The 20,236-nt window shown below is 67.3% G+C and carries 16 protein-coding genes; 11 read left to right on the top strand and 5 right to left on the bottom strand.

The features are described from left to right. Nucleotides 1-14 precede the first annotated feature (14 nt). Entirely contained in the window at nt 15-2,378 is a 2,364-nt protein-coding gene (locus tag KUG43_RS05125) for a RelA/SpoT family protein (protein ID WP_216906755.1), read from the bottom strand. Nucleotides 2,379-2,475: 97 nt separating this feature from the next. Between KUG43_RS05125 and KUG43_RS05120 the strand changes: the two genes are divergently transcribed. Continuing rightward, nucleotides 2,476-4,086 carry an ABC transporter ATP-binding protein gene (locus tag KUG43_RS05120; RefSeq protein ID WP_216906753.1) on the top strand — a complete coding sequence of 537 codons (1,611 nt, stop codon included), beginning with the start codon at nt 2,476-2,478 and terminating at the stop codon, nt 4,084-4,086. A 13-nt stretch (nt 4,087-4,099) separates the two neighbouring features. Here the strand turns inward: KUG43_RS05120 and KUG43_RS05115 are convergent, their stop codons facing one another. Further along, nucleotides 4,100-4,594: a DoxX family protein gene (locus KUG43_RS05115; protein ID WP_216906751.1), complete on the bottom strand. Its 495-nt coding sequence runs from the start codon at nt 4,592-4,594 to the stop codon at nt 4,100-4,102. Nucleotides 4,595-4,925: 331 nt separating this feature from the next. On the opposite strand from KUG43_RS05115, the gene KUG43_RS05110 reads away from it, so the two are divergent. Continuing rightward, nucleotides 4,926-5,240, top strand: a complete 315-nt coding sequence (locus KUG43_RS05110) for an alpha-amylase family protein (protein ID WP_216906749.1) — start codon at nt 4,926-4,928, stop codon at nt 5,238-5,240. A 79-nt stretch (nt 5,241-5,319) separates the two neighbouring features. On the opposite strand, the gene KUG43_RS05105 is transcribed toward KUG43_RS05110, so the two are convergent. Beyond that, nucleotides 5,320-6,294 carry a VOC family protein gene (locus KUG43_RS05105; RefSeq protein ID WP_216906747.1) on the bottom strand — a complete coding sequence of 325 codons (975 nt, stop codon included), beginning with the start codon at nt 6,292-6,294 and terminating at the stop codon, nt 5,320-5,322. Nucleotides 6,295-6,354: 60 nt separating this feature from the next. Beyond that, nucleotides 6,355-7,275: a DMT family transporter gene (locus KUG43_RS05100; RefSeq protein ID WP_216906745.1), complete on the bottom strand. Its 921-nt coding sequence runs from the start codon at nt 7,273-7,275 to the stop codon at nt 6,355-6,357. A 292-nt stretch (nt 7,276-7,567) separates the two neighbouring features. Here KUG43_RS05100 and KUG43_RS05095 point away from each other — a divergent pair, with 292 nt between their 5' ends. Then, complete coding sequence (locus tag KUG43_RS05095) at nt 7,568-8,374, top strand: SDR family NAD(P)-dependent oxidoreductase (RefSeq protein ID WP_216906743.1); 807 nt, start codon at nt 7,568-7,570, stop codon at nt 8,372-8,374. 4 nt (nt 8,375-8,378) lie between these two features. On the opposite strand, the gene KUG43_RS05090 is transcribed toward KUG43_RS05095, so the two are convergent. Then, nucleotides 8,379-9,806: an NAD(P)/FAD-dependent oxidoreductase gene (locus tag KUG43_RS05090; RefSeq protein ID WP_216906741.1), complete on the bottom strand. Its 1,428-nt coding sequence runs from the start codon at nt 9,804-9,806 to the stop codon at nt 8,379-8,381. A 203-nt stretch (nt 9,807-10,009) separates the two neighbouring features. Between KUG43_RS05090 and KUG43_RS05085 the strand changes: the two genes are divergently transcribed. The 8 genes from KUG43_RS05085 to KUG43_RS05050 are packed head-to-tail and all read left to right on the top strand — an operon-like array spanning nt 10,010 to nt 20,229. Next, complete coding sequence (locus KUG43_RS05085) at nt 10,010-10,507, top strand: DUF2231 domain-containing protein (RefSeq protein ID WP_015110318.1); 498 nt, start codon at nt 10,010-10,012, stop codon at nt 10,505-10,507. Next, nucleotides 10,507-11,130 (top strand): DUF2231 domain-containing protein, encoded by a 624-nt coding sequence (locus KUG43_RS05080; protein WP_216906740.1) that lies wholly within the window; start codon nt 10,507-10,509, stop codon nt 11,128-11,130. Before KUG43_RS05085 ends, KUG43_RS05080 begins: the two co-directional genes overlap by 1 nt. 11 nt (nt 11,131-11,141) lie before the next feature. Beyond that, on the top strand, nt 11,142-12,080 hold the full coding sequence (locus KUG43_RS05075) for a cytochrome c oxidase subunit II (protein ID WP_216906738.1): 939 nt from the start codon (nt 11,142-11,144) through the stop codon (nt 12,078-12,080). Nucleotides 12,081-12,084: 4 nt separating this feature from the next. Then, on the top strand, nt 12,085-13,755 hold the full coding sequence (locus KUG43_RS05070; RefSeq protein ID WP_216906736.1) for a cytochrome c oxidase subunit I: 1,671 nt from the start codon (nt 12,085-12,087) through the stop codon (nt 13,753-13,755). After that, entirely contained in the window at nt 13,752-14,354 is a 603-nt protein-coding gene (locus tag KUG43_RS05065; protein ID WP_216906734.1) for a cytochrome c oxidase subunit 3, read from the top strand. The genes KUG43_RS05070 and KUG43_RS05065 overlap by 4 nt, the downstream gene beginning before the upstream one ends. A gap of 3 nt (nt 14,355-14,357) precedes the next feature. Continuing rightward, nucleotides 14,358-15,872, top strand: coding sequence for a GMC oxidoreductase (locus tag KUG43_RS05060; RefSeq protein WP_216906732.1), 1,515 nt, complete (start codon nt 14,358-14,360; stop codon nt 15,870-15,872). Next, complete coding sequence (locus tag KUG43_RS05055) at nt 15,869-18,592, top strand: MGH1-like glycoside hydrolase domain-containing protein (protein ID WP_502988576.1); 2,724 nt, start codon at nt 15,869-15,871, stop codon at nt 18,590-18,592. The genes KUG43_RS05060 and KUG43_RS05055 overlap by 4 nt, the downstream gene beginning before the upstream one ends. Next, nucleotides 18,589-20,229, top strand: a complete 1,641-nt coding sequence (locus KUG43_RS05050) for a GMC family oxidoreductase (RefSeq protein ID WP_286194392.1) — start codon at nt 18,589-18,591, stop codon at nt 20,227-20,229. The genes KUG43_RS05055 and KUG43_RS05050 overlap by 4 nt, the downstream gene beginning before the upstream one ends. The last annotated feature ends 7 nt before the right edge of the window (nt 20,230-20,236 follow it).

Below are 20,236 nucleotides of genomic sequence, written 5' to 3'. Positions count from 1 at the left end.
AACCGCCTGCCGGTTCAGCCGATGCCGGTGCGGCAGAGGTCGAGCACGTCGGCCATCGAACGGATCTGGTCCATGGTGGTGCGCAGCTGGGCGGCGCTGAGCAGCTCGACCCGCAGGTCGATGCGGGCCGGCCTGCCGGCGCTGGTGCGAACCCGGGCATCGCTGACGTTGATGCGGTGGTCGGAGAGGCGCATCAGGATGTCCTTGAGCACCCCCACCCGATCGAGCACCTCGATGCGCAACCGCACCGGGTAGCGCCGCTGCTGGGCCTCCCCGAGCGGGTTCCAGCGCACCGGCAGCCGCCGCTCCACCGGCACCTGGGGCACGTTGGCGCAGTCCTGGCGGTGGATGGTGATGCCGTGGTTGCCCAGGGCCACGGTGCCCACGATCGCCTCGCCGGGCAGGGGGCTGCAACAGCCGCCCAGGCGGTACTCGAGTCCTTCGAGCCCCAGGATCGGGCTGGTCGAAGGGTGCCCGTGGGGCGCATGGCGCGGCTGGGCTGCCGCCACCCCGGCCGCCACCTCTTCATTGGTGGGCGTGGGGGCGGCGGCGGCGGTGCTGAGGCGCACCTCTTCCCGCAGGCGATTCAGCACCTGCTGCAGGGTGACGCCGCCGAAGCCCAGGGCAGCCAGCAGATCCTCGGTGCCCACCAGGTTGCAGCGCTTCGCCACCCGGGCGATCGCCTCCCCGTTCAGCAGGGCGTCGAAGCCGTCGCGACCCAGCTCCCGCTCGAGCATCTCCGTGCCCCGCTGGATGTTGTCGTCGCGGTGGCTGCGCTTGTACCAGCCCCGGATGCGGTTGCGGGCCGTGGGGGTGGCCACGAAGTTGAGCCAGTCGAGGCTTGGATGGGCGTTCTTGGTGGTGATCACCTGCACGAAGTCGCCGTTCTGGAGCGGGGTGGCCAGGGGACAGAGGCGGTCGTTGATGCGCACGCCCTGGCAGTGGTTGCCCACCTCCGAGTGGATGCGGAAGGCGAAGTCGACGGCGGTGGACCCCTTGCGCAGACCCACCACATCCCCCTTGGGGGTGAACACGAACACCTCCTCATCGAAGAGGTCCTCCTTGATCGAGGCCAGGAAGTCGCTGCTGTCCTCGCCGCCGTCGTCCTTCTGCCAGTCGACCAGCTGCCGCAGCCAGTTGAAGCGCTCGGTGTCGCCGGCCGCCGGAGAGCCCCCCTCCTTGTACTTCCAGTGGGCGGCGATGCCGTACTCCGCCACCTGGTGCATGTCGGTGGTGCGGATCTGGACCTCGATCGGCCGGTGCCGGCCGATCACCGCCGTGTGCAGCGACTGGTAGCCGTTGGGCTTGGGCAGCCCGATGTAGTCCTTGAAGCGGCCGGGGATCGGCCGGAAGATGTCGTGCACCACGGCCAGGGCCCGGTAACAGCTCTCCACGCTCGGGCAGAGAATCCGCAGGGCCGCCACGTCGTAGATCTCGTGGAAGGCCTTCTGCTGGCGCTGCATCTTGCTCCAGATGCCGTAGAGGTGCTTAGGCCGGCCGCTCACCTCGCAGTCCTGCAGACCCGCCGCCACCAACCGGTCGCGCAGCAGCTGCACCGTGGCCCCCAGCCGCTCCTCCCGTTCGCTGCGCTTGGTGGCGACCTGCTGCTGCACATCCCGATAGGACTCGGGCTCCAGCACCTTGAAGGCCAGATCCTCCAGCTCCCACTTGAAGCGGCCGATGCCCAGGCGGTTGGCCAGGGGGGCGTAGATGTCGCGGGTTTCCCGGGCGATGCGCTGCTGCTTCTCGGGCTTGAGGGCGCCGAGGGTGCGGATGTTGTGCAGCCGGTCGGCCAGCTTGACCAGCACCACCCGGATGTCGCTGGCCATGGCCAGGAACATGCGCCGCAGGTTCTCCGCCTGGGCTTCGGTGCGGTTGGTGAAATGGATGCCCCCCAGCTTGGTGACCCCCTCCACCAGGGCGCGCACCTCCTCACCGAAGCGGGCCTCGATCTCCTCGGGGGTGACCTGGGTGTCCTCCACGACGTCGTGGAGGAAGCCGGCGGCGATCACCGCCGCACTGGCGCCGATGTCGCGCAGCAGGCCGGCGACGGCGATCGGATGGACGATGTAAGGCTCTCCGCTGGCCCGGAACTGGCCGTCGTGGAGCTGGTAGGCGAAGTCGAAGGCCGTGGCCACAAGGGCCTCTGGATCGACGGGGCGCGACGCGTCGTCGCCGGCGGGCTGCCGTTGCTGCAGGCTCTGGCGCAGCCAGGCCGGCAGCGAGACGCCGTAGCTGCGCTCGGAGAGTTCAGGAGCCTGGGGTGCGGGAGCCACTGGGGCGAGCACCGAAGCCTCCGGTGTCCCATCCCCATCAGAAGCTGGAACCGAGGCGTAGGCCACCGGAGGGGAACCTGGATCCGGCGCCACTCTCAGCATCACACCCTTCAGGGTTCTCCCATGGTATGGGGCAATCGTCACGAACCAGGGGATTTGCGCATTCGGCCATCCAGACTGGTCGCCGTCGGACCCGTCCATGGCCCCCAGAGCCCCGTCCATCCCGCCGGCGCCAGTGCTGCGGATCGGCGCCCTGCAGGTGCGTTACCCCGGCAGTGAACGGCCCACCCTCGATGGCCTCGACCTGACCCTCTCGGCGGGCGAGCGTCTGGCCCTGGTGGGGCCCTCGGGCTGCGGCAAGAGCACCGTCGCCCGTGCCGTGCTGCAGCTGCTGCCCCCCGGCAGCAGCTGCGAGGGGGAGCTGCTGCTGACCGGTCAGGACCCCCGCCAGCTCCGGCGCGCCGCCCTGCGCCGGCTGCGGGGCGAAGCGGTGGGCCTGGTGTTCCAGGACCCGATGACCCGGCTCAACCCGTTGCTCACCATCGGCGAGCACCTGCGGGACACCCTGGCCGCCCACCGCGGCGGGGGCCGCCAACGGGCCCGGGAGCTGCTGGCCCGGGTGGGCATCGACCCGGAGCGCTACGGCAGCTTTCCCCATGAATTCAGCGGCGGCATGCGCCAGCGCCTGGCCATCGCCCTGGCCCTGGCCCTGCAGCCGCCCCTGGTGATCGCCGATGAACCCACCACCAGCCTGGATGTGGCCGTGGCCGGCCAGGTGATGGCCCAGCTCAGTGATCTCTGCACCGAAACCGGCAGCGCCCTGCTGCTGATCAGCCACGACCTGGCCATGGCCGGCCGCTGGTGCGACCGCATCGCCGTGCTCGACCAGGGGCGTCTGGTGGAGGAGGCCCCCAGCCACCAGTTGCTCACGACACCCGCCTCACCGCTGGCCCAACGGCTGGTGGGGGCCGCCCGGCTGAGGGAGGGCGGCCACAGCGAGGCCCCCGCCGCCGCGCCGGTGCTGCTGGAGGTGGAGGAACTGCGCAGCTGGCACCCCCTGCCCTCGGTGCCCTGGCAACCGCGCTGGATCAAGGCGGTGGATGGGGTCAGCCTCACCTTGCACGAGGGCGAAACCATCGGCCTGGTGGGGGCCTCGGGCTGCGGCAAGAGCAGCCTCTGCCGCGCCCTGATGGGACTGGCGCCGGTGCGGGGCGGGGCGGTGCGGCTCCAGGGGGTCGATCTGCGCCAGCTGCGGGGCCGCTCCCTGCGGCGGGCACGGCGCCGCCTGCAGATGGTCTTCCAGGACCCCCTGGCCTGCCTCAACCCCCAGATGACGGTGGGGGAGGCGGTGGCCGACCCCCTGCTGATCCATGGGCTGGCCAGCCGCCCGGAGGCCCGCCGCCGCGCCCGGCAGCAGCTGGCCCTGGTGGGGCTGGATCCACCCGAATCCTTCGAAGGCCGCCTGCCCCGCCAGCTCTCGGGCGGTCAGCAGCAGCGGGTGGCGATCGCCCGCGCCCTGATCCTGGAGCCCCAGGTGCTGCTCTGCGACGAGAGCGTCAGCATGCTGGACGCCGAGGTGCAGGCCGAGGTGCTGGCCCTGCTGCGCCGCCTGCAGGAGCAGCTCGGCCTCGGCCTGCTGTTCATCACCCACGACCTCTCGGTGGCCGGCGGCTTCTGCCACCGGGTGCTCGTCCTCGACGGCGGCCGGGTCGTGGAGGAGGGCGCCGGTGCCGAGCTGCTGAGCCATCCCCGGGCCGCCATCACCCGCACCCTGGTGGAGGCCTGCCCGCGCCTGCCGGCCTTGTCTTGATCGACCCGCCCGCTTAAAACATCGCCCCCAGCAGGTCGGCGATCAGCAGGTTGTCGAGGGACAAAAGGCCACCACCGGAGGTGATCAGCACCAGGCACATCACCACGTACATCGCCGCCTTCTCCCAGCTGGGCGGTTCACCGACGCCCATCGGTCCGGCGTAGTCCCCCGCGGGGATCTGGTAAGGATCGGGAGCGATGAATGGGGTACCGGACACCAGTTCCAGCACCATGGCGTAGGCCATCGACACCAGAATTGCCAGGGCCGCCAGGGGGGTGAGCAGCCCGGGGATCAGGGCGATCCCGGCGCCCCACATCGAGGCCGCCGACAGAAAACAGAGCCATTCCGGCGTCTTCATCGCCGTGGACCACGTTTTGAGGTTGCGCAGCTTCGGCCAGCCGTGGCGGATGAAGGCCAGCCCCACGAACAGGCGCAGCACCAGCAGGCCGACGCCTGCCGCCAGGGAAGGGCCGCTGGGCACGAGCAGGGTGACGATCTCGAAATCCATCGGCGGGCGGGACGACGGGACGGCGCGCCGGCTCACCGTAAGCAGGGTGGGCGGACGGCGCCGCGGAGGGGTCGGGCGAAACCGGGGGTCCTGGCCATCATGCGGTTGGCGGGCGACGGCGGTGGAGCTGTGCCTGTTCGAGTGCGTCGAGGACGCCGAGCCCCGGCATCGTTCCGCCCTCGATCCCGGCCTGCATCGCACCGGCGATTACTGACATGTCCGGGTCGAGGGGATCGGGCCGGGCCAGCTTGATGGCTGGCGGGTGGAGGGGGCCTGGCAGCCGGTTTCGTTTTTCGCGCCCCATCCGGGCTACGGCTGCAGCTGCGATCCCATGGCAGTGATCAATGAGTTCCGCGACCTGGTCAAGGCGCTTCACCGCGCCGGCATCGAGGTGATCCTGGATGTGGTGGTCCACCACACCGCCGAAGGAGATGCCGAGCGGCCGGCCTTCTGCTTCCGGGGACTGGCCGACGGCGATTACTGCCTCCAGAACGGCGATGGCACCTACATCGATGTCACCGGCTGCGGCAACACCTTCAACACCAACCATCCGGTGGTGCGACGCCTGATCCACCACAGCCTGCGCCACTGGGTGCAGCACCGGGACCAGACCGGCCAACCCACGCCCCTGTCCCCGATCCTCTAAGACATCGACACCGACCCGGTGCTGGCAGGGGACACCTACACCCTGGGGCCCCGCTCGATCGTGGTGCTGGTGGTGGGTCTCAGTCCTGCAGCAGTTGCAGCCGATGGCCATCCGGATCGGCCAGTTGCAGGGCCGTCTTAGCCCCGATCGACTCGGCCTGATCCCCCAGCGCAAGGATCCCGCCGGAGACCAGGCGGCCGCCGAGGGCCTCGGCCCGAGCGGCGATCGCCTCCAGATCGGCCACCCGCAGGCGCAGCTGCCAGTGGGCCAGGTCCTGGGCACCGTGATCGGCCGGCATCGGCCGGCCACCGCTGGGCTCGCGGTAGTCGAGGCACTCGACGCCGGCGCCGCAGGGGCAGCGGTGGCCGGTGATGTGCACCCGGGTTCCCGCCAGTCCATCGAGGCCATCCTGCTCCGAACCGCTGTTGACGCCATCCCCCCCGGCGGCCAGGCCCAGGAGCTCGCGGTAGAACCGGGCGCTGGCGGCGGTGTCGGCGATGCCGATGGCGCTGTGGTCGAGGCCCAGCAGCGGCCCGGGCGCCTCCCCATGCCAGCGGGGCTCCCCCTTGTCGGGCGGGAACTGCAGCAGCTCCAGCGGATGGCCCTCCGGGTCGCGGAACTTGTAGGCCTCGATGCCGGCGGCGGCCGTGTTCCAGTCCGGCAGCCTCTGGGGCGCCGTGGAGATCGGCGTGATCCGCCCGGCCGCAACGGCTGGCTGCAACAGGGCCAGGGCTGCCGCCATGTCGTTCACCACCAGGCAGCCGTGCTGAAACCAACAGTCGTTGCTGCGGGAATCGGCCGGGACCGGCCGGCCAGGGCGGGTTCCGGGGGCCAGCGCAAGCACCTCAGTGAGCTCCAGCACCTCCGCGCCGATGGCCAGCCGCAGCAGCTTGAGGCGGGCACCGGGCAGGCCCACCAGGGTGGCGTAGGGGCCACCATCCACGATTCGGGCCTGGCCACACCGTTGGAAGCCAAGGGCCTCGACGAAGAACGCGGCGCCGGCTTCGGCATCGGCACTGGTGAAGCCGATGCTTTCGATGTGGGGCAACGTCATCGCCGGCCATTCGCCCGAGTGAAGGTGCCAGTCAAAGGGAGAGCGCCGGCCGTGGCGACGTCAGGCGCTCAAATCAGGGGTCGGTCGCGGCGGGTTCTGCCAGACCAGGCTGAGCACGCCACCGGTGCAGATCAGCACGGTGCCCACCACCACGCCAAGATTGGGAATCTGAGCAAACCAGATCCAACCGATCAAGCCAGCGAAGATCACAGACGAATACTGAAAGGCTCCGATGGTGCTTGGATCGGCAAAACTGTAGGCGCGGATCAACAGCAACTGGAAGCTGAGCAAGCAGATGGCCGAGGCCAGTACCACCAGGAGTTGATCCGCCGTGATGCTCTGAAAACGCCCCACCATCATCAGACTGGATGTCAGGCTGCCGATCACCAGAAAATAGGCAAGCTGGGTAAAGGCAGACTCGCTCCTGCCCAGCGCTTTCACAGCTAGAAACTCAATGGCGCAGACGAATCCAGCCGCCAGGCCAAGCAGATCGCCGGGCTTGTCAAGGAGGCTCGCATTGGGCTGCACAACAATCACCATGCCGGCAAATCCCACCGCCAACGCCTTCCAGAGATTGGCAGGAATCCGTTGCTTGAGAACCAGCCAGGCCAGCAACGGTATGAACATTGGCGTCGTATTCAGCAGGACATTGGCATTGACCAGATTCACCAGCTTGGCGGCGGCCATGAACAGCAGGAAGCCCCCCATGCCCATGCCGCCACGGAGCAGATGCAGGGGCAACACAGCGGTGGGCAGATCGCGACCGCCGCGCACAACCAGCACCGGAATCAGCAGGACCAGTGCCAGAACAAAGGTGAGCCAGGTGAACGTCAACGCGTCCATGTCGGCACCCACCGCCCGCGCGAACGCACTCTGGAGTGTGTTCGCCAGGAACGCTGCCACCAGCAAGGCCGCGCCCTTCGCCACCGAAGTGGCGGCCTGCCCGTTTCCCTCCGGGTCTTGCAACAGACGGCCGCCCATGAGGTTGGATCTACAGTCGTAGTGAACAGACTAGAGATGGCGCCCTATGTTGTGGCGTCATGAACGGGTTTCGCAACAGCGCCAACCACTCCGAGCGCTGCTTGAGCGGCCATCAATGCCATGATCGCAGCCTGAAGATCTTCACCGTGAGGGCCAACGACGCTGCCCATGGCTCCGCCTCCTGATGCGGAATGTTCAGGTGTTGCGCTATCAAGCCCGTGGGCCCGTTCGATCGTCGTCACTAGGATGAGCGTGTGAGTTTCCCACCACATCCCTTTCCTGGCCCCACCCGATGAGCAGCTCCAACCCCCTGGCCGGCAAGGCCCTTTCCACCCTGCTGCAAGGCAAGGTCGCCATCGTCACCGGTGGCAATAGTGGTATAGGAAAATCCATCGTTGAGTATCTGGCGGAACTCGGCGCCAAGGTGGTGATCGATTACCGCTCCCATCCCGAAGCCACCGAAGAGCTGGAGCGTGAAATCGGCACCTACGGAGGCTGCAGCTTCGGTGTTCAGGCCGATGTGGGCAAGCTCGATGACCTGCAACGTCTGGTGGATGCCACCGTGGCGAAATACGGCCGCCTCGATGTGATGGTCAACAACGCCGGCATCGAAACCCGCACCTCGATTCTCACCACCACCCCGGACAATTTCGACAAGGTGCTGGATGTGAATCTGCGCGGCGTCTTTTTCGCCACCCAGTTCGCCGCCAAGCAGATGATTGCCCAGGGCGGAGGCGGCCGCATCATCAACATCTCCTCGGTGCACGAGGACTGGCCGATGCCCGACAACACCCCCTATTGCTGCGCCAAGGGCGGCGTGCGCATGCTCACCCGCACCGCGGCCCTTGAGCTGGCGCCCCATGGCATCACGATCGTCAATGTGGGCCCCGGTGCCGTGGCCACGCCGATCAACGATTCCACGATGAACAATCCCGAGCTGCTGGCCAAGCTCAACGCCGCCATCCCGATGGGCCGCATGGCCCAGCCGGAGGAGATCGCCAAGGTGGTGGGCTTCCTGGCCAGCGACGCCGCCAGCTACATCACCGCCACCACGATTTTCGCCGATGGGGGCCTGATGCACAGCAGCCCCGGCCTCTGAACCTTCAGGCCGCCGCCGGCTGCTCCACGGCTTCGGGAGCGGAGTCCTCCGCCCGTTCCGCCCGCTCCAGGCCCACCTCCACACCCATGTGCTGATCGGTCCGGCCGGTGATCAGCAGGCTGGCCCGCCGCTGGCCAGCGATCATCCATAGCCACTTGGTCAGCAGAGTGAGACGGTTCTCGTTGGCGGGCATGAAGGCCAGGTGGGCCAGGCCCCAGAGCAGCCAGCCCAGCGGCCCGGTGAACTTGAGGCCCCGCAGGTCAGCCACGGCGCAGAGGGGACCGATCACCGCCATGCTGCCGAAATCGAACCAGCGGAAGGGGGCCTGCCGCTGCTCCCCCAGCTGGGCCAGCAGATCCAGGGCCACCCAGCCCCCCATCTGCACCGCCGGTCCGGCCATGCCCGGCAGGGGCTTGCCATCGACCGTGTGGGCATAGGAGCAGAGGTCGCCCACCACCCGGATCTCGGGATGGCCGGCAATCGAGAAATCGGGCTCGACCACCACCCGCCCACCGCGATCGACCGTGCAACCGGTGCGCTCCGCCAGCAGTTTGCCGAGATGGGAGGCGCGCACCCCGGCGCTCCAGCAGATGGTGGCCCCCTCCAGCACCCGCTCGCTGGGAGTCCCCGGCGCCGGTGCCTTGAAGGCCACGGTGAGCCGGCCCGCCTCGATGCTCTGCACCCGACCGCCCAGCACCAGTTCGACGCCACGGGAGCGCAGGTAGTCGGCGGCCGCTTTGGACAGCGACGGATCCATGGCCCGCAACAAGCGATCGCCGGGATCCACGAGCAGCACCCGACAGAGTTCGGGATCCAGCTGGCGGAAGTCGCGTGCTGCCGCGTGGCGCATCAGCTCGTTGATCGATCCAGCCAGCTCGCAGCCGGAGGGGCCACCGCCGACCACCACCACCGACTGCAGGAAGCGACAGCGTTCCGGATCCGGTGTCTGCTCGGCCTCCTCCAGGGCCGTCAGCACCCGGCGCCGGATCTCGTCGGCGTGCTCGAGGATCTTCATCGGCGGCGCCAGTTCCCGCCACTCCTCGTGGCCGAAGTAGGTGCTGCCAGAGCCCGTGGCCAGGATCAGGCTGTCGTAGCGCAGGCGGCGGTCATTGAAGACCACCTCCCGGGCAGCGGCATCGAGGTCGACCACCTCACCGAGCAGCACCTGCACATTGGCCGCCTTGGCCAGCAGCAGCCGCAGGGGCGTCGCCACGTCGCCCTCGGACACCAGGCCGGAGGCCACCTGATAGAGCAGGGGCTGAAAAAGGTTGAAATTCCGCTTATCCACCAGGGTGACGCGCACCGGCTGGCCGGCCAGCCGGTGGGCCGCTTTCAGACCGGCAAAGCCTCCTCCCACGATCACCACGTGGGGCCAGCTCTTCATCACGGCGTTGCTCGGCTGAAGCTCAAGGAAGAAGTGTTCCTTTGGCATCGATGCGCCGCTCACGATGTCTGAAAGGTAGGGACAATCTCACGGTCTGGGAGCGCTGTTCCGCCCGGATGCGGGGACCATCGCCTGACGGGTTGCCCGCGTCAGGTCGGGGTATCGCCACAGTGCTGTAGCAAAAGGTCACAGACCCAGGACAGCTGCCGGGCGCTGGCCATGGTGAAGGAGCACTCCCCGGCCGGTGCCCGATGCAGCAACTGCTGCCAGCCCTCAATGATCACAACCTGCCCTGGATGGACACCCTCCATCCGATCGTGGTCCACTTCGTCATCGCCATGGCTGTCATCAGCGTGGTCTTCGATCTGATCGGTGTTGTGCTGCGGCGGCCGAATCTGTTTGAAGTCAGCTTCTGGAACCTGCTGTTCGCCACTGGGGCCATCTTCGTGGCGATCATCTTCGGCCAGGTGGAGGCGGGCCTGGCCGATCCCTATGGCGCCTCGCGCGCAATCCTCAACCTGCACAGCACCCTGGGCTGGTCCCTGGCCGGCATCCTCTCGGTGCTCACCGGCTGGCGCTATGTGCTGCGCAACCGCGACCCCGAGACGCTGCCGCTGCCCTTCCTGGCCGCCGGTGGGGTGCTGGCCGCACTGGTGGTGGTGCAGGTCACCCTGGGCAACCAGCTGATCTGGGTGTACGGCCTGCACACCGTGCCGGTGGTGGCCGCCGGCCGGGCCGGACTGATCTGATGGCCTCCTCCATCCTTCCGGCCGAGGCTCCGATCCAGCAGCTGGGTGACTGGCTGGGCCCCAACGACCTGCCCTACAGCCTGCCAATCCATCCGAATCTGGTTCATTTCACGATCGGCCTGTTCGTGATCGCCATCGCCTTCGACATCGTCGGCGCCCTTTACCCGATTGAAAAGCGGGTGTTCCGTTTCCTGGCCCTGCCGATCACCCGGGCCGGTTTCCACGATGTGGGCTGGTACAACCTGCTGGCCTGCGCCGTCGTCAGCTTCTTCACCGTGGCGGCCGGCTTCTTCGAGATGCTGCTGGCGGTGCCGCTGCCCGGCGTCACCAGCAGCATCGGCCTGCAGAGCATGGAAACCATGCTCTGGCATGGCGTCGGCGGGGTGGCGATCCTGGTGGCGATCATCGCCATGACGGTCTGGCGCGGTTACCAGCGCTTTCTCTGGCGTCGGGACATGGGCCGCCAGGTGCAGTGGCTCTATCTGCTGGTGGGGCTCGGCCTGTTCCTGGTGATCGGCCTGCACGGCACCCTCGGTGCCGAACTGGCCGCCGAATTCGGCGTCCACATCACCGCCGACCAACTCCTGGCCAGCGGAGCCAACCTCCGCACCGCCCTTCCTTAGGGCCCCTCCCCATGACCTCCTCCACCCCACGCCGCCCTGGCCCTATCGCCCTGGCAGCCCTGGCCATCTGGATCGGCCTGCTGGCCCTGATCAGTTATTGGATGGCAGGCGAGTCCTACCAGTGGCTGCCGGTGCAGGCCTCCAATGCCGCCCCGCTGGTGGATGGCCTGTTCAGCTTCGAAACCGGCATCGGCACCTTCGTGTTTCTGGGGGTGATCTCGGTGATGGGCTGGGTGATGCTCGTGCACCGGGCCGAGAAGTACGACGAAAGCGACGCTGAGCCGATCGAGGGCAACACCCGCCTTGAGGTGATCTGGACCGCCATCCCCCTCGTGCTGGTGATGGCCATCGCCTGGTACGCCATCCAGATCAACACCGAACTGGGGGTGCTGGGGCCGATGGAGCACATCCATCTGCGCAGTCCCCAGGAGCAGCAGGGGGGGTACCCCGGCGACCGGCTGCCAGCGGAGCAGGTGGAGGTGGTCGCCCGGCAATGGTCATGGGAATTCCGCTATCCCAGCCAGCACGTCTCCAGCACGGAGCTGCACCTGGAGCTGAACCGGCCGATCACGTTCCGGCTGGTCTCTGAAGACGTGCTGCACGGCTTCTTCATCCCGGCCTTCCGGCTCAAGCAGGATGTGATCCCTGGCCGGGCGATCGATTTCAGCCTGACCCCCACCCGCCTGGGCCGCTACCGCCTGCGCGACTCCCAGTTCAGCGGCACCTGGTTCGCCGCCAACCAGGCCGATGTGGTGGTCGAGACCGCCGAAGACCATGGCCTCTGGCTGAAGCAGGCCGCCGCCGCCCCCCTGCAGAGCGGCCTCAGCGTCGCCGCTGCCGAATACACCGAGCGCCAGACGAACCCCCGTGGGGGCTGGCCCACGGTGGTGCCGGCTCCCCCGCCCCAGGTCAACGTTCCCGGTTCCAGTTCCCTTCCCCACGACGCCTGAGGCCATGACCAGTACCGCCCTCTCCCCCGAACCACCCGCCTCCTGGCGGCGCTACTTCGGCTTCAGCACCGATGCCAAGGTGATCGGCATCCAGTACATCGTGGTGGCCTTCTTCTTCTTCCTGGTGGGTGGCCTGCTGGCCATGATCATCCGAGGCGAGCTGATCACACCCGCTTCCGACTTGGTGGATCGGACCGTGTACAACGGCCTCTACACGATGCACGGAACGATCATGCTGTTCCTGTTCATCTTTCCGGTGCTCAACGGGCTCAACAACCTGTTGATCCCCACCATGATCGGCGCCCCCGACATGGCCTTCCCCCGGCTCAACACCGCCGCCTTCTGGCTGGTGCCGGTGTTCGGCATCCTGCTGATCGCCAGTTTCTTCGTGCCCAGCGGCCCGGCCACCTCCGGCTGGTGGTCGTACCCGCCGGTGAGTCTCCAGAACCCCCTCGGCCACCTGATCAACGGCGAGTTCCTCTGGGTGCTGGCCGTGGCCCTCTCCGGCGTCTCCTCGATCATGGGGGCGGTGAACTTCGTCACCACGATCCTGCGCATGCGGGCTCCGGGCATGGGCTTCTTCCGCATGCCCGTGTTCTGCTGGACCGCCCTGGCCGCCCAGACCCTGCAGCTGATCGGCCTGCCCGCCCTCACCGGCGGCGCCGTGATGCTGCTGCTGGATCTGAGCGTCGGCACCTCGTTCTACAGGCCTGAAGGGGGCGGCGATCCGGTGCTCTATCAGCACTTCTTCTGGTTCTATTCCCATCCGGCGGTGTATGTGATCATCCTGCCGGTGTTCGGCATCTTCTCGGAGCTGTTCCCCGTTTATTCTCGCAAGCCCCTCTTTGGCTACGTCTACGTGTGCCTGGCGTCCTTCATCATCGTTGGCCTCGGTCTGATCGTCTGGGTGCACCACATGTTCCCCAGTGGCGTCACCCAGTGGATGCGCAACCTGTTCATGGTCACCACGATGCTGATCGCCGTGCCCACCGGGGTGAAGGTGTTCGCCTGGCTGGGCACGATGTGGGGAGGCAAGATCCGGCTCACCACCCCGATGCTGTTCTGCCTCGGCGGCCTGTTCAACTTCGTCTTTGCCGGCATCACCGGCATCATGCTGGCCACCGTACCGATTGACATCCACGTCAGCAACACCTACTTCGTGGTGGGCCACTTCCACTACGTGATCTATGGCGCGGCCGTCATGGGCGTCTTCGCCGCCATCTACCACTGGTTTCCCAAGTACACGGGCCGGATGCCCTACGAGGGCCTCGGCAAGCTGCATTTTCTGCTCACCTTCATTGGCGCCAATCTCAGCTTCCTGCCCATGCATCCGATGGGCCTGATGGGCATGCCCCGCCGTGTCTCCTCCTACGACCCGGAGTTCGCCTTCTGGAACGTGCTGGCCAGCCTCGGGGGCTTCCTGCTGGGGGTGTCGATCATTCCCTTCCTGCTCAACATGATCAGCTCCTGGGCCCGTGGTCCAAAGGCACCGCACAACCCCTGGAATGCCATCGGCCTGGAGTGGCTGCTGCCCTCACCCCCGGCGGAAGACAACTTCGGCGAGCACGTTCCCACCGTGATCAGCCGCCCCTACGGCTATGGCAGCGGCGAACCGCTGGTGGAGCACCAGGCCGAGATCGAGCGCGCGCTCTCCCTTCAGGAGGCCATCCGATGAGCAGCACCCCCATCCCCCCCACCAGCCCGTCCGCAGCCCACGGCGAGGGCCAGCACGCCAACCACACCCTCACCGGCTTCATCATTTTTCTGTGCTCCGAGAGCGTCATCTTCCTGGCGTTCTTCAGTGGCTACGCCCTGCTGCGCCTCTCCGCCCTCGACTGGCTGCCCGCCGGCGTGGACGGCCTCGAATGGCGCATGCCGCTGATCAACACGGTGGTGCTGGTGTCCAGCTCGTTCACGATGGTGGTGGCTGAGTATTTCAAAGGCAAGGGGAAGATCTGGCTGTTCCGGGGCTTCTGGCTGCTGACCATGGCCATGGGGGCCTACTTCCTCTATGGCCAGGCGGTGGAGTGGAGCGGCCTCACGTTCGGCTTCACCTCGGGCACCTTCGGTGGCACCTTCTATCTGCTCACCGGCTTCCATGGCCTGCATGTGCTCACCGGCATCCTGCTGATGGGCCTGATGCTGGCCAAATCCTTCGTCCCCGGCAACTACGACGGTGGCGAAGAAGGCGTCATCGCCACATCCCTGTTCTGGCACTTCGTGGATGTGATCTGGATCATCCTGTTCGTGCTGCTCTATGTCTGGAGAGCCTGAACCATGATCATTGACGACAACCATTACGACGTGATTCTGATCGGCAGCGGTGCCGGTGGCGGCACCCTGGCCGCCAGCCTCGCCGATGCGGGCCACACGGTGTTGCTGCTGGAGCGCGGTGGCGTCATGCCCCAGGCCGACCAGAACGTGAACGAGGTAAGTCTGTTCCGCAAGCCGCGGTACCACCCCGAGGAGAAGTGGTTCGGCACCGATGGGGATCCCTTCTCCCCCCAGATGGTGCATGCCATCGGCGGCAACACCAAGATCTGGGGTGGCGTGCTTGAGCGCATGCGTGAGAGGGAATTCCTTGGCGTGCCCCTCCAGGAGGGGCCCTCTCCGGACTGGGAACTGCGCTACGACGACCTGGCCCCTTGGTACGACCAGGCGGAATCGCTGTATCACGTGCACGGTGTGGCCGGTGCCGATCCCACCGCCCCGGCCCGCAACAGCGCCTACCCCGCTGCGCCGCGGCCGGTGGAGCCGTTTCTGGTGGAGCTGCGTGCCGCCCTCGAACGCCAGGGCCTGCATCCCTACGACCTGCCGCTGAGCTGGTCCGATTCGGCGGTCGATCCCACCGGAGATGCCGAACTGTTTGGCGTCGATCCGGTGCGCGCCTGCGGCGCCGTCACCGTCAAGGAGCACGTCCGGGTGATGCAGCTGCACGTCAACCCGTCGGGCCAGGAGGTGCGCGGCGTCGAAGCGGAGATCGACAACCAGCGCTGGCTGTTCCGCGGCCACCAGGTGGTGCTGGCCGCCGGGGCCATCGGCACGCCGGAGATCCTGCTGCGCTCCGCCACCGACCACCACGCCCGCGGCCTGGCCAACGGCTCCGATCAGGTGGGCCGCAACCTGATGAAGCCCCAGCTCACCTCGATCCTGCAGCTGGCCGCTGCCCCCAATTCGGGCCGCTACAGCCGCGGCCATGGCATCACCGACTTCTACTGGGGCGACAAGAACGTTGACTTTCCGCTCGGCTCGATCCAGAGCGGTGGGGGGGTGCTCCAGGACGCCCTGTTCGCCGAATCGCCGCCGGTGCTCTCCCTGGTGACCCGGCTGCTGCCGGATTTCGGTCTTGAGCAGCTCGCGGCCCGCTCCATCACCTGGTGGGCGATGAGCGCCGTGCGGCCCGATCCCCACAACCGCGTCGCCCTTCGGGGCAACCTGCTGCAGATCCATTACACGGCCAACAACCGGGAGGCCCACGATCGCCTCGTCTACCGCTGGATCGACTGCCTCAAGGCGGTGGAGGCCGACCCCCTGACCCTGGTGGCCAAGGCCGCCCCCACCCACCCCCGCGGCGAGGCGCCCCTGCCCGTGATCGGCGGCGCCTGCGGCACCTGCCGCATGGGCTCAGATCCGGCCACCTCGGTGGTGAACCTGCAGGGCCGCAGCCACGAGGTGCACAACCTCTGGATCGTCGATGCCAGCGTGTTGCCCTTCTGTCCCTCGGTGGGGGTGGGGCTCACGGTGGTCGCCAACGCCCTGCGCATCGGCGCCGCCCTGAAGGCCGCCCTTTGACGGCCAGCGTCCCCAGCGGCGCCGTGCTCGACGCCATCACGCCGTCGGAAACCCGGCGCATGGCCGAGCGCGACCACGACCTCGCCCCCTGGAGCCTGTGGGGCAGCTACCTGAGCGAGCGCCAGTGGGGCACCGTGCGCGAGGACTATTCAGCCGACGGGGACGCCTGGACCTCCTTCCCCCACGACCACGCCCGCTCCCGTGTCTACCGCTGGGGCGAGGACGGCCTGCTGGGCCTCTGCGACGACCAGTGCCGCCTCTGTTTCTCGCTGGCCCTCTGGAACGGCGTGGACCCGATCCTCAAGGAACGGCCCTTCGGACTCGGCAATCCCGAAGGCAACCACGGTGAGGACCTCAAGGACTATTTCTTCCATCTCGCCAACACTCCCACCCACAGCTTCATGCGGGGGCTGTACAAGTACCCGCAGCGGACGTTCCCCTACGAAGAGCTACGGGCCGAGAACGGCCGCCGCGGCCGCGACCAGCCCGAGTACGAACTGATCGACACGGGGATCTTCAACGAGAGCCGCTATTTCGATGTCCTCATCGAGTACGCCAAGGCCGGACCGGAGGACCTGCTGATCCGGCTGCGGGCCACCAACCGCGGCCCGGATCCCGCCCCGCTCACCGTGCTGCCAACCCTGTGGCTACGCAACACCTGGCGCTGGGGCTATCCCGATGAAGTCGAGCACCGGATCTGCCCACTCGCCGGCGCCGACGATGCGGCCAGCGGCCCTGCCGTGGTTACCGATGGGATCCCCCGTCTGGGGGTGTATCAGCTCGACTGCGACGAGCCCGGACGCTGGATCTTCACCGACAACGAAACCAACAGCGAGCGGCTCTGGGGCCAGCCCAACGCCACGGCCTTCCAGAAGGACGGCTTCCATCGCCATGTGGTCGACGGCGAAGCCGGCGCGGTGAATCCGGCCCTGCAGGGCAGCAAGGCGGGCCGTCTGCTGCAGCGCACCCTGGCCGCCGGCGAGGAATGGGTGGTGGAGCTGCGCCTGCACCGCACCGACGGCCCCGCGCCGGCCCCTGCGCTGGATCGGGACGCCGTCGCAGCACTCTTCGCCGAGCGTGAACGGGAGTGGCTGGAGTATTTCGAGCATCGCGTTCCCGGCCTGTGCGAAGACGACCGGCGCATCCATCTGGCCGGCACCGCCGGGCTGCTGTGGTGCAAGAAGTACTACGGCTGGAGCGTGATGCGCTGGCTTGAAGGTGACCCCACCGGCTCGCCGCCACCGGCCCAGCGACGTCACACCCAGAACGCTTACTGGGAACGTCTGCACGCCCACGACGTGATCTCGATGCCGGATTGCTGGGAGTATCCCTACTTCTGCCAGTGGGACCTGATGTTCCACGCGGTGGCTTTCGCGATCTTCGATCCGGCCACCGCCAAGGAGCAGTGCATGCTGCTGCGCAAGCCCCATTACACCGCTCCCAACGCCCAGACCCCTGCCTACGAGTGGGCCTTGTCCGATCCCAATCCGCCGATCGGCGCCTGGGCGGCGATGCGCATTTATCAGATTGATCGCAAGAACAGCGACAGCGCCGATCTGGCCTTCCTGAGGGCAGCCCTGCGCAAGCTGATCCTGGAGTACGGCTGGTGGGCGAACCGCAACGACCGCTCCGGCGACAACGTCTTTGAGGGGGGGTTCCTGGGCCTCGACAACATCGCCGTGTTCGATCGGCGTTTCCCCCTGGCCGACGGCAGCATCATCGAGCAGTGCGACGGCACCGCCTGGATGGCCTCGCTCAGTCTCAATCTGCTGGACATCGCCGTGGAACTGAGCCAGGAAGAGCCGGAGTACGCCGACATCTGCGAGCGTTTCGTGGTGGATTTCGTGCAGCTGGCGATCGCCCTCAACAATCCGGCCGGCCGCAACTACCTCAACTGGGACGAGGAGGACGGCTTCTATTACGACGTGATCAAGCGGCCCGACGGCAGCGTCGACTATCTGCGCACCCGTTCGCTCTCGGGCCTGGTGCCCCTGCTGGCGGTGCAGAGCTTCGACATCGACACCGTGGCACGGCTACCGATGCTTGATGTCAGCCGCACCCTGGCGTGGTTCACCCACGAGCGCACCACGCCCTCCTGGATCGTGGAAAACCTGGGGATCTGGCACAACGACCGGGTGCTGTTCACCCTGGTGCCCAGGGAACGCCTGCAGCGCATCTGCGAACGACTGTTTGACGAGGAGGAGTTTCTCTCCCCCTACGGCATCCGTTCCCTCTCCAAGGTGTACGAACAGCACCCCTACACCTACACCGAAGGCAGCGAAAGCCAGACCCTCGCCTACAGCCCGGCCGACAGTCCTGTGGCGATGTTCGGGGGCAACTCCAACTGGCGCGGGCCGGTGTGGATGCCGATGAACTTCCTGCTGATCGAATCGCTGCAGAAATTCGCCCACTTCTACGACGAGAGCTTCAAGGTGGAGTTCCCCACCCGCTCCGGCCACTGGATCAGCCTCTGGGAGGCCTCCCTGGAGCTGGAGAAACGGCTGGTGGATCTGTTCCGCCGCAACGGCGAAGGCCGACGCCCCTTCAATGGTGGCGTGGAGATGTTCCAGAGCGATCCCCACTGGCGCGATCTGATCCTGTTCAACGAATACTTCCACGGCGACAATGGCAGCGGCGTCGGTGCCTCCCATCAGACCGGCTGGAGCGCCATGGTCTGCAAGATGCTCAACCAGCTCAACCGCTACTCCCCCCCGTCATGAGCGCCCCGTCCGCCAGCACCGCCATCGCCGGTCCGAGTGTTCACAGCTCAACCCTGCCGGCCGCGACCCAGCTGCAGGTGAGCAACGGTGCCCACTTCGATGTGGTGATCATCGGCAGCGGCGCCGGTGGCGGCACCCTGGCCCGCCACCTGGCCCCCGCGGGCCTGAAGGTGCTGGTGCTGGAGCGGGGCGACTGGCTGCCCCAGGAGCCCCAGAACTGGGACGCCGAAGCGGTGTTCCAGCAGAACCGCTACGTGTCGAAGGATCCCTGGCTCGACAAACACGGCAAGACGTTTCAGCCGGGCAGCCATTACTTCGTCGGGGGCGCCACCAAGATGTACGGCGCCGCCCACTTCCGCCTGCGCCAGCAGGACTTCGAGCAGCTCGCCCACTTCGATGGCACGTCGCCGGCCTGGCCCCTGCGCTACGCCGACTTCGAGCCCTGGTATCAGAAGGCCGAGGAGATGTACCACGTGCACGGCCAGCGCGGTGAAGATCCCACCGAGCCGCCCTGCAGCGGCCCCTACCCCCATCCGCCGGTGGCCCATGAGCCGCGGATGCAGAAGCTCGTCGACGACCTGCGCTCCGCCGGGCTGCACCCGTTTCATGCCCCCAGCGGCGTGCAGCTCGATGAGGCCAACATGGCCTTCAGCCGTTGCCGCAAGTGCAACTGCTGCGATGGTTTCCCCTGCCTGGTGCACGCCAAATCGGACGCGGAAGTGCTGGGCATCCGGCCGGCCCTGGCGCAGCCGACCGTGTCACTGCTGACGCGGGCGCTGGTGAAGCGACTGCACACCGATACCTCCGGCCGCACGGTCACCGGGGTGGAACTGGAACGGGACGGCGAGCCGCTCACCGTCAGCGGTGATGTGGTGGTGGTGAGCTGCGGCGCCGCCAACAGCGCCCGGCTGCTGCTGGTGTCAGCCAACGACCGCCATCCGCGTGGGCTGGCCAACGGCTCCGACCAGGTGGGCCGCCACTACATGTTCCACAACAGCAAGGCGATGGTGGCCCTGGCCCATGAGCCGAACCGCACCATTTTCCAGAAAACGGTGTCGATCAACGACTGGTATCTCGGCGATGCCGACTTCGACTACCCGATGGGCAACATCCAGATGACGGGGAAAACGAACGGCACGATCATGAAGGGCTACGCGCCACTGGAAACCTTCATGATGCCCGGCTGGAGCATGGACAAGATCGCCCAACATGCCCTCGACTTCTGGATCTCCAGCGAAGACTTGCCCGATCCGAACAACCGTGTCACCGTGACCGCATCCGGCCAGATCCAGCTCAGTTACACCCCCAACAACCTCACCGCCTCGGCGCGTCTGGTGAGCCGGCTGGAGGGCCTGCTGGATCGCCTCTATCTGCGCCAGCATCTGGTGGAGCGCCAGTTCTACATCGCCAACAGCATGGGCATCGCCGCCGTGGGCCACCAGGCCGGCACCTGCCGCTTCGGCAGCGATCCGGCCAGCTCGGTGCTCGACCTCAACTGCAAGGCCCACGAACTCGACAATCTCTATGTCGTCGACACCAGCTTCATGCCCACGATCGGCGCCGTGAACCCCTCCCTCACCGCCATCGCCAATGCCCTGCGGGTGGGCACCCACCTGGTGGAGCGGCTGCGGGGCTGAGGCTGAC

It is taken from the genome of Synechococcus sp. CCY 0621, assembly GCF_019038465.1.
Lineage (GTDB): Bacteria > Cyanobacteriota > Cyanobacteriia > PCC-6307 > Cyanobiaceae > Cyanobium.
This window is presented reverse-complemented; position numbering and strand designations above follow the sequence as displayed.

Excerpts from the sequence above, each read along its gene's own strand:
- KUG43_RS05125 (WP_216906755.1), bottom strand. The coding sequence starts at position 2,378 with ATGCTGAGAGTGGCGCCGGATCCAGGTTCCCCTCCGGTGGCCTACGCC.
- KUG43_RS05120 (WP_216906753.1), top strand. The coding sequence starts at position 2,476 with ATGGCCCCCAGAGCCCCGTCCATCCCGCCGGCGCCAGTGCTGCGGATC.
- KUG43_RS05115 (WP_216906751.1), bottom strand. The coding sequence starts at position 4,594 with ATGGATTTCGAGATCGTCACCCTGCTCGTGCCCAGCGGCCCTTCCCTG.
- KUG43_RS05110 (WP_216906749.1), top strand. The coding sequence starts at position 4,926 with ATGGCAGTGATCAATGAGTTCCGCGACCTGGTCAAGGCGCTTCACCGC.
- KUG43_RS05105 (WP_216906747.1), bottom strand. The coding sequence starts at position 6,294 with ATGACGTTGCCCCACATCGAAAGCATCGGCTTCACCAGTGCCGATGCC.
- KUG43_RS05100 (WP_216906745.1), bottom strand. The coding sequence starts at position 7,275 with ATGGGCGGCCGTCTGTTGCAAGACCCGGAGGGAAACGGGCAGGCCGCC.
- KUG43_RS05095 (WP_216906743.1), top strand. The coding sequence starts at position 7,568 with ATGAGCAGCTCCAACCCCCTGGCCGGCAAGGCCCTTTCCACCCTGCTG.
- KUG43_RS05090 (WP_216906741.1), bottom strand. The coding sequence starts at position 9,806 with ATGCCAAAGGAACACTTCTTCCTTGAGCTTCAGCCGAGCAACGCCGTG.
- KUG43_RS05085 (WP_015110318.1), top strand. The coding sequence starts at position 10,010 with ATGCAGCAACTGCTGCCAGCCCTCAATGATCACAACCTGCCCTGGATG.
- KUG43_RS05080 (WP_216906740.1), top strand. The coding sequence starts at position 10,507 with ATGGCCTCCTCCATCCTTCCGGCCGAGGCTCCGATCCAGCAGCTGGGT.
- KUG43_RS05075 (WP_216906738.1), top strand. The coding sequence starts at position 11,142 with ATGACCTCCTCCACCCCACGCCGCCCTGGCCCTATCGCCCTGGCAGCC.
- KUG43_RS05070 (WP_216906736.1), top strand. The coding sequence starts at position 12,085 with ATGACCAGTACCGCCCTCTCCCCCGAACCACCCGCCTCCTGGCGGCGC.
- KUG43_RS05065 (WP_216906734.1), top strand. The coding sequence starts at position 13,752 with ATGAGCAGCACCCCCATCCCCCCCACCAGCCCGTCCGCAGCCCACGGC.
- KUG43_RS05060 (WP_216906732.1), top strand. The coding sequence starts at position 14,358 with ATGATCATTGACGACAACCATTACGACGTGATTCTGATCGGCAGCGGT.
- KUG43_RS05050 (WP_286194392.1), top strand. The coding sequence starts at position 18,589 with ATGAGCGCCCCGTCCGCCAGCACCGCCATCGCCGGTCCGAGTGTTCAC.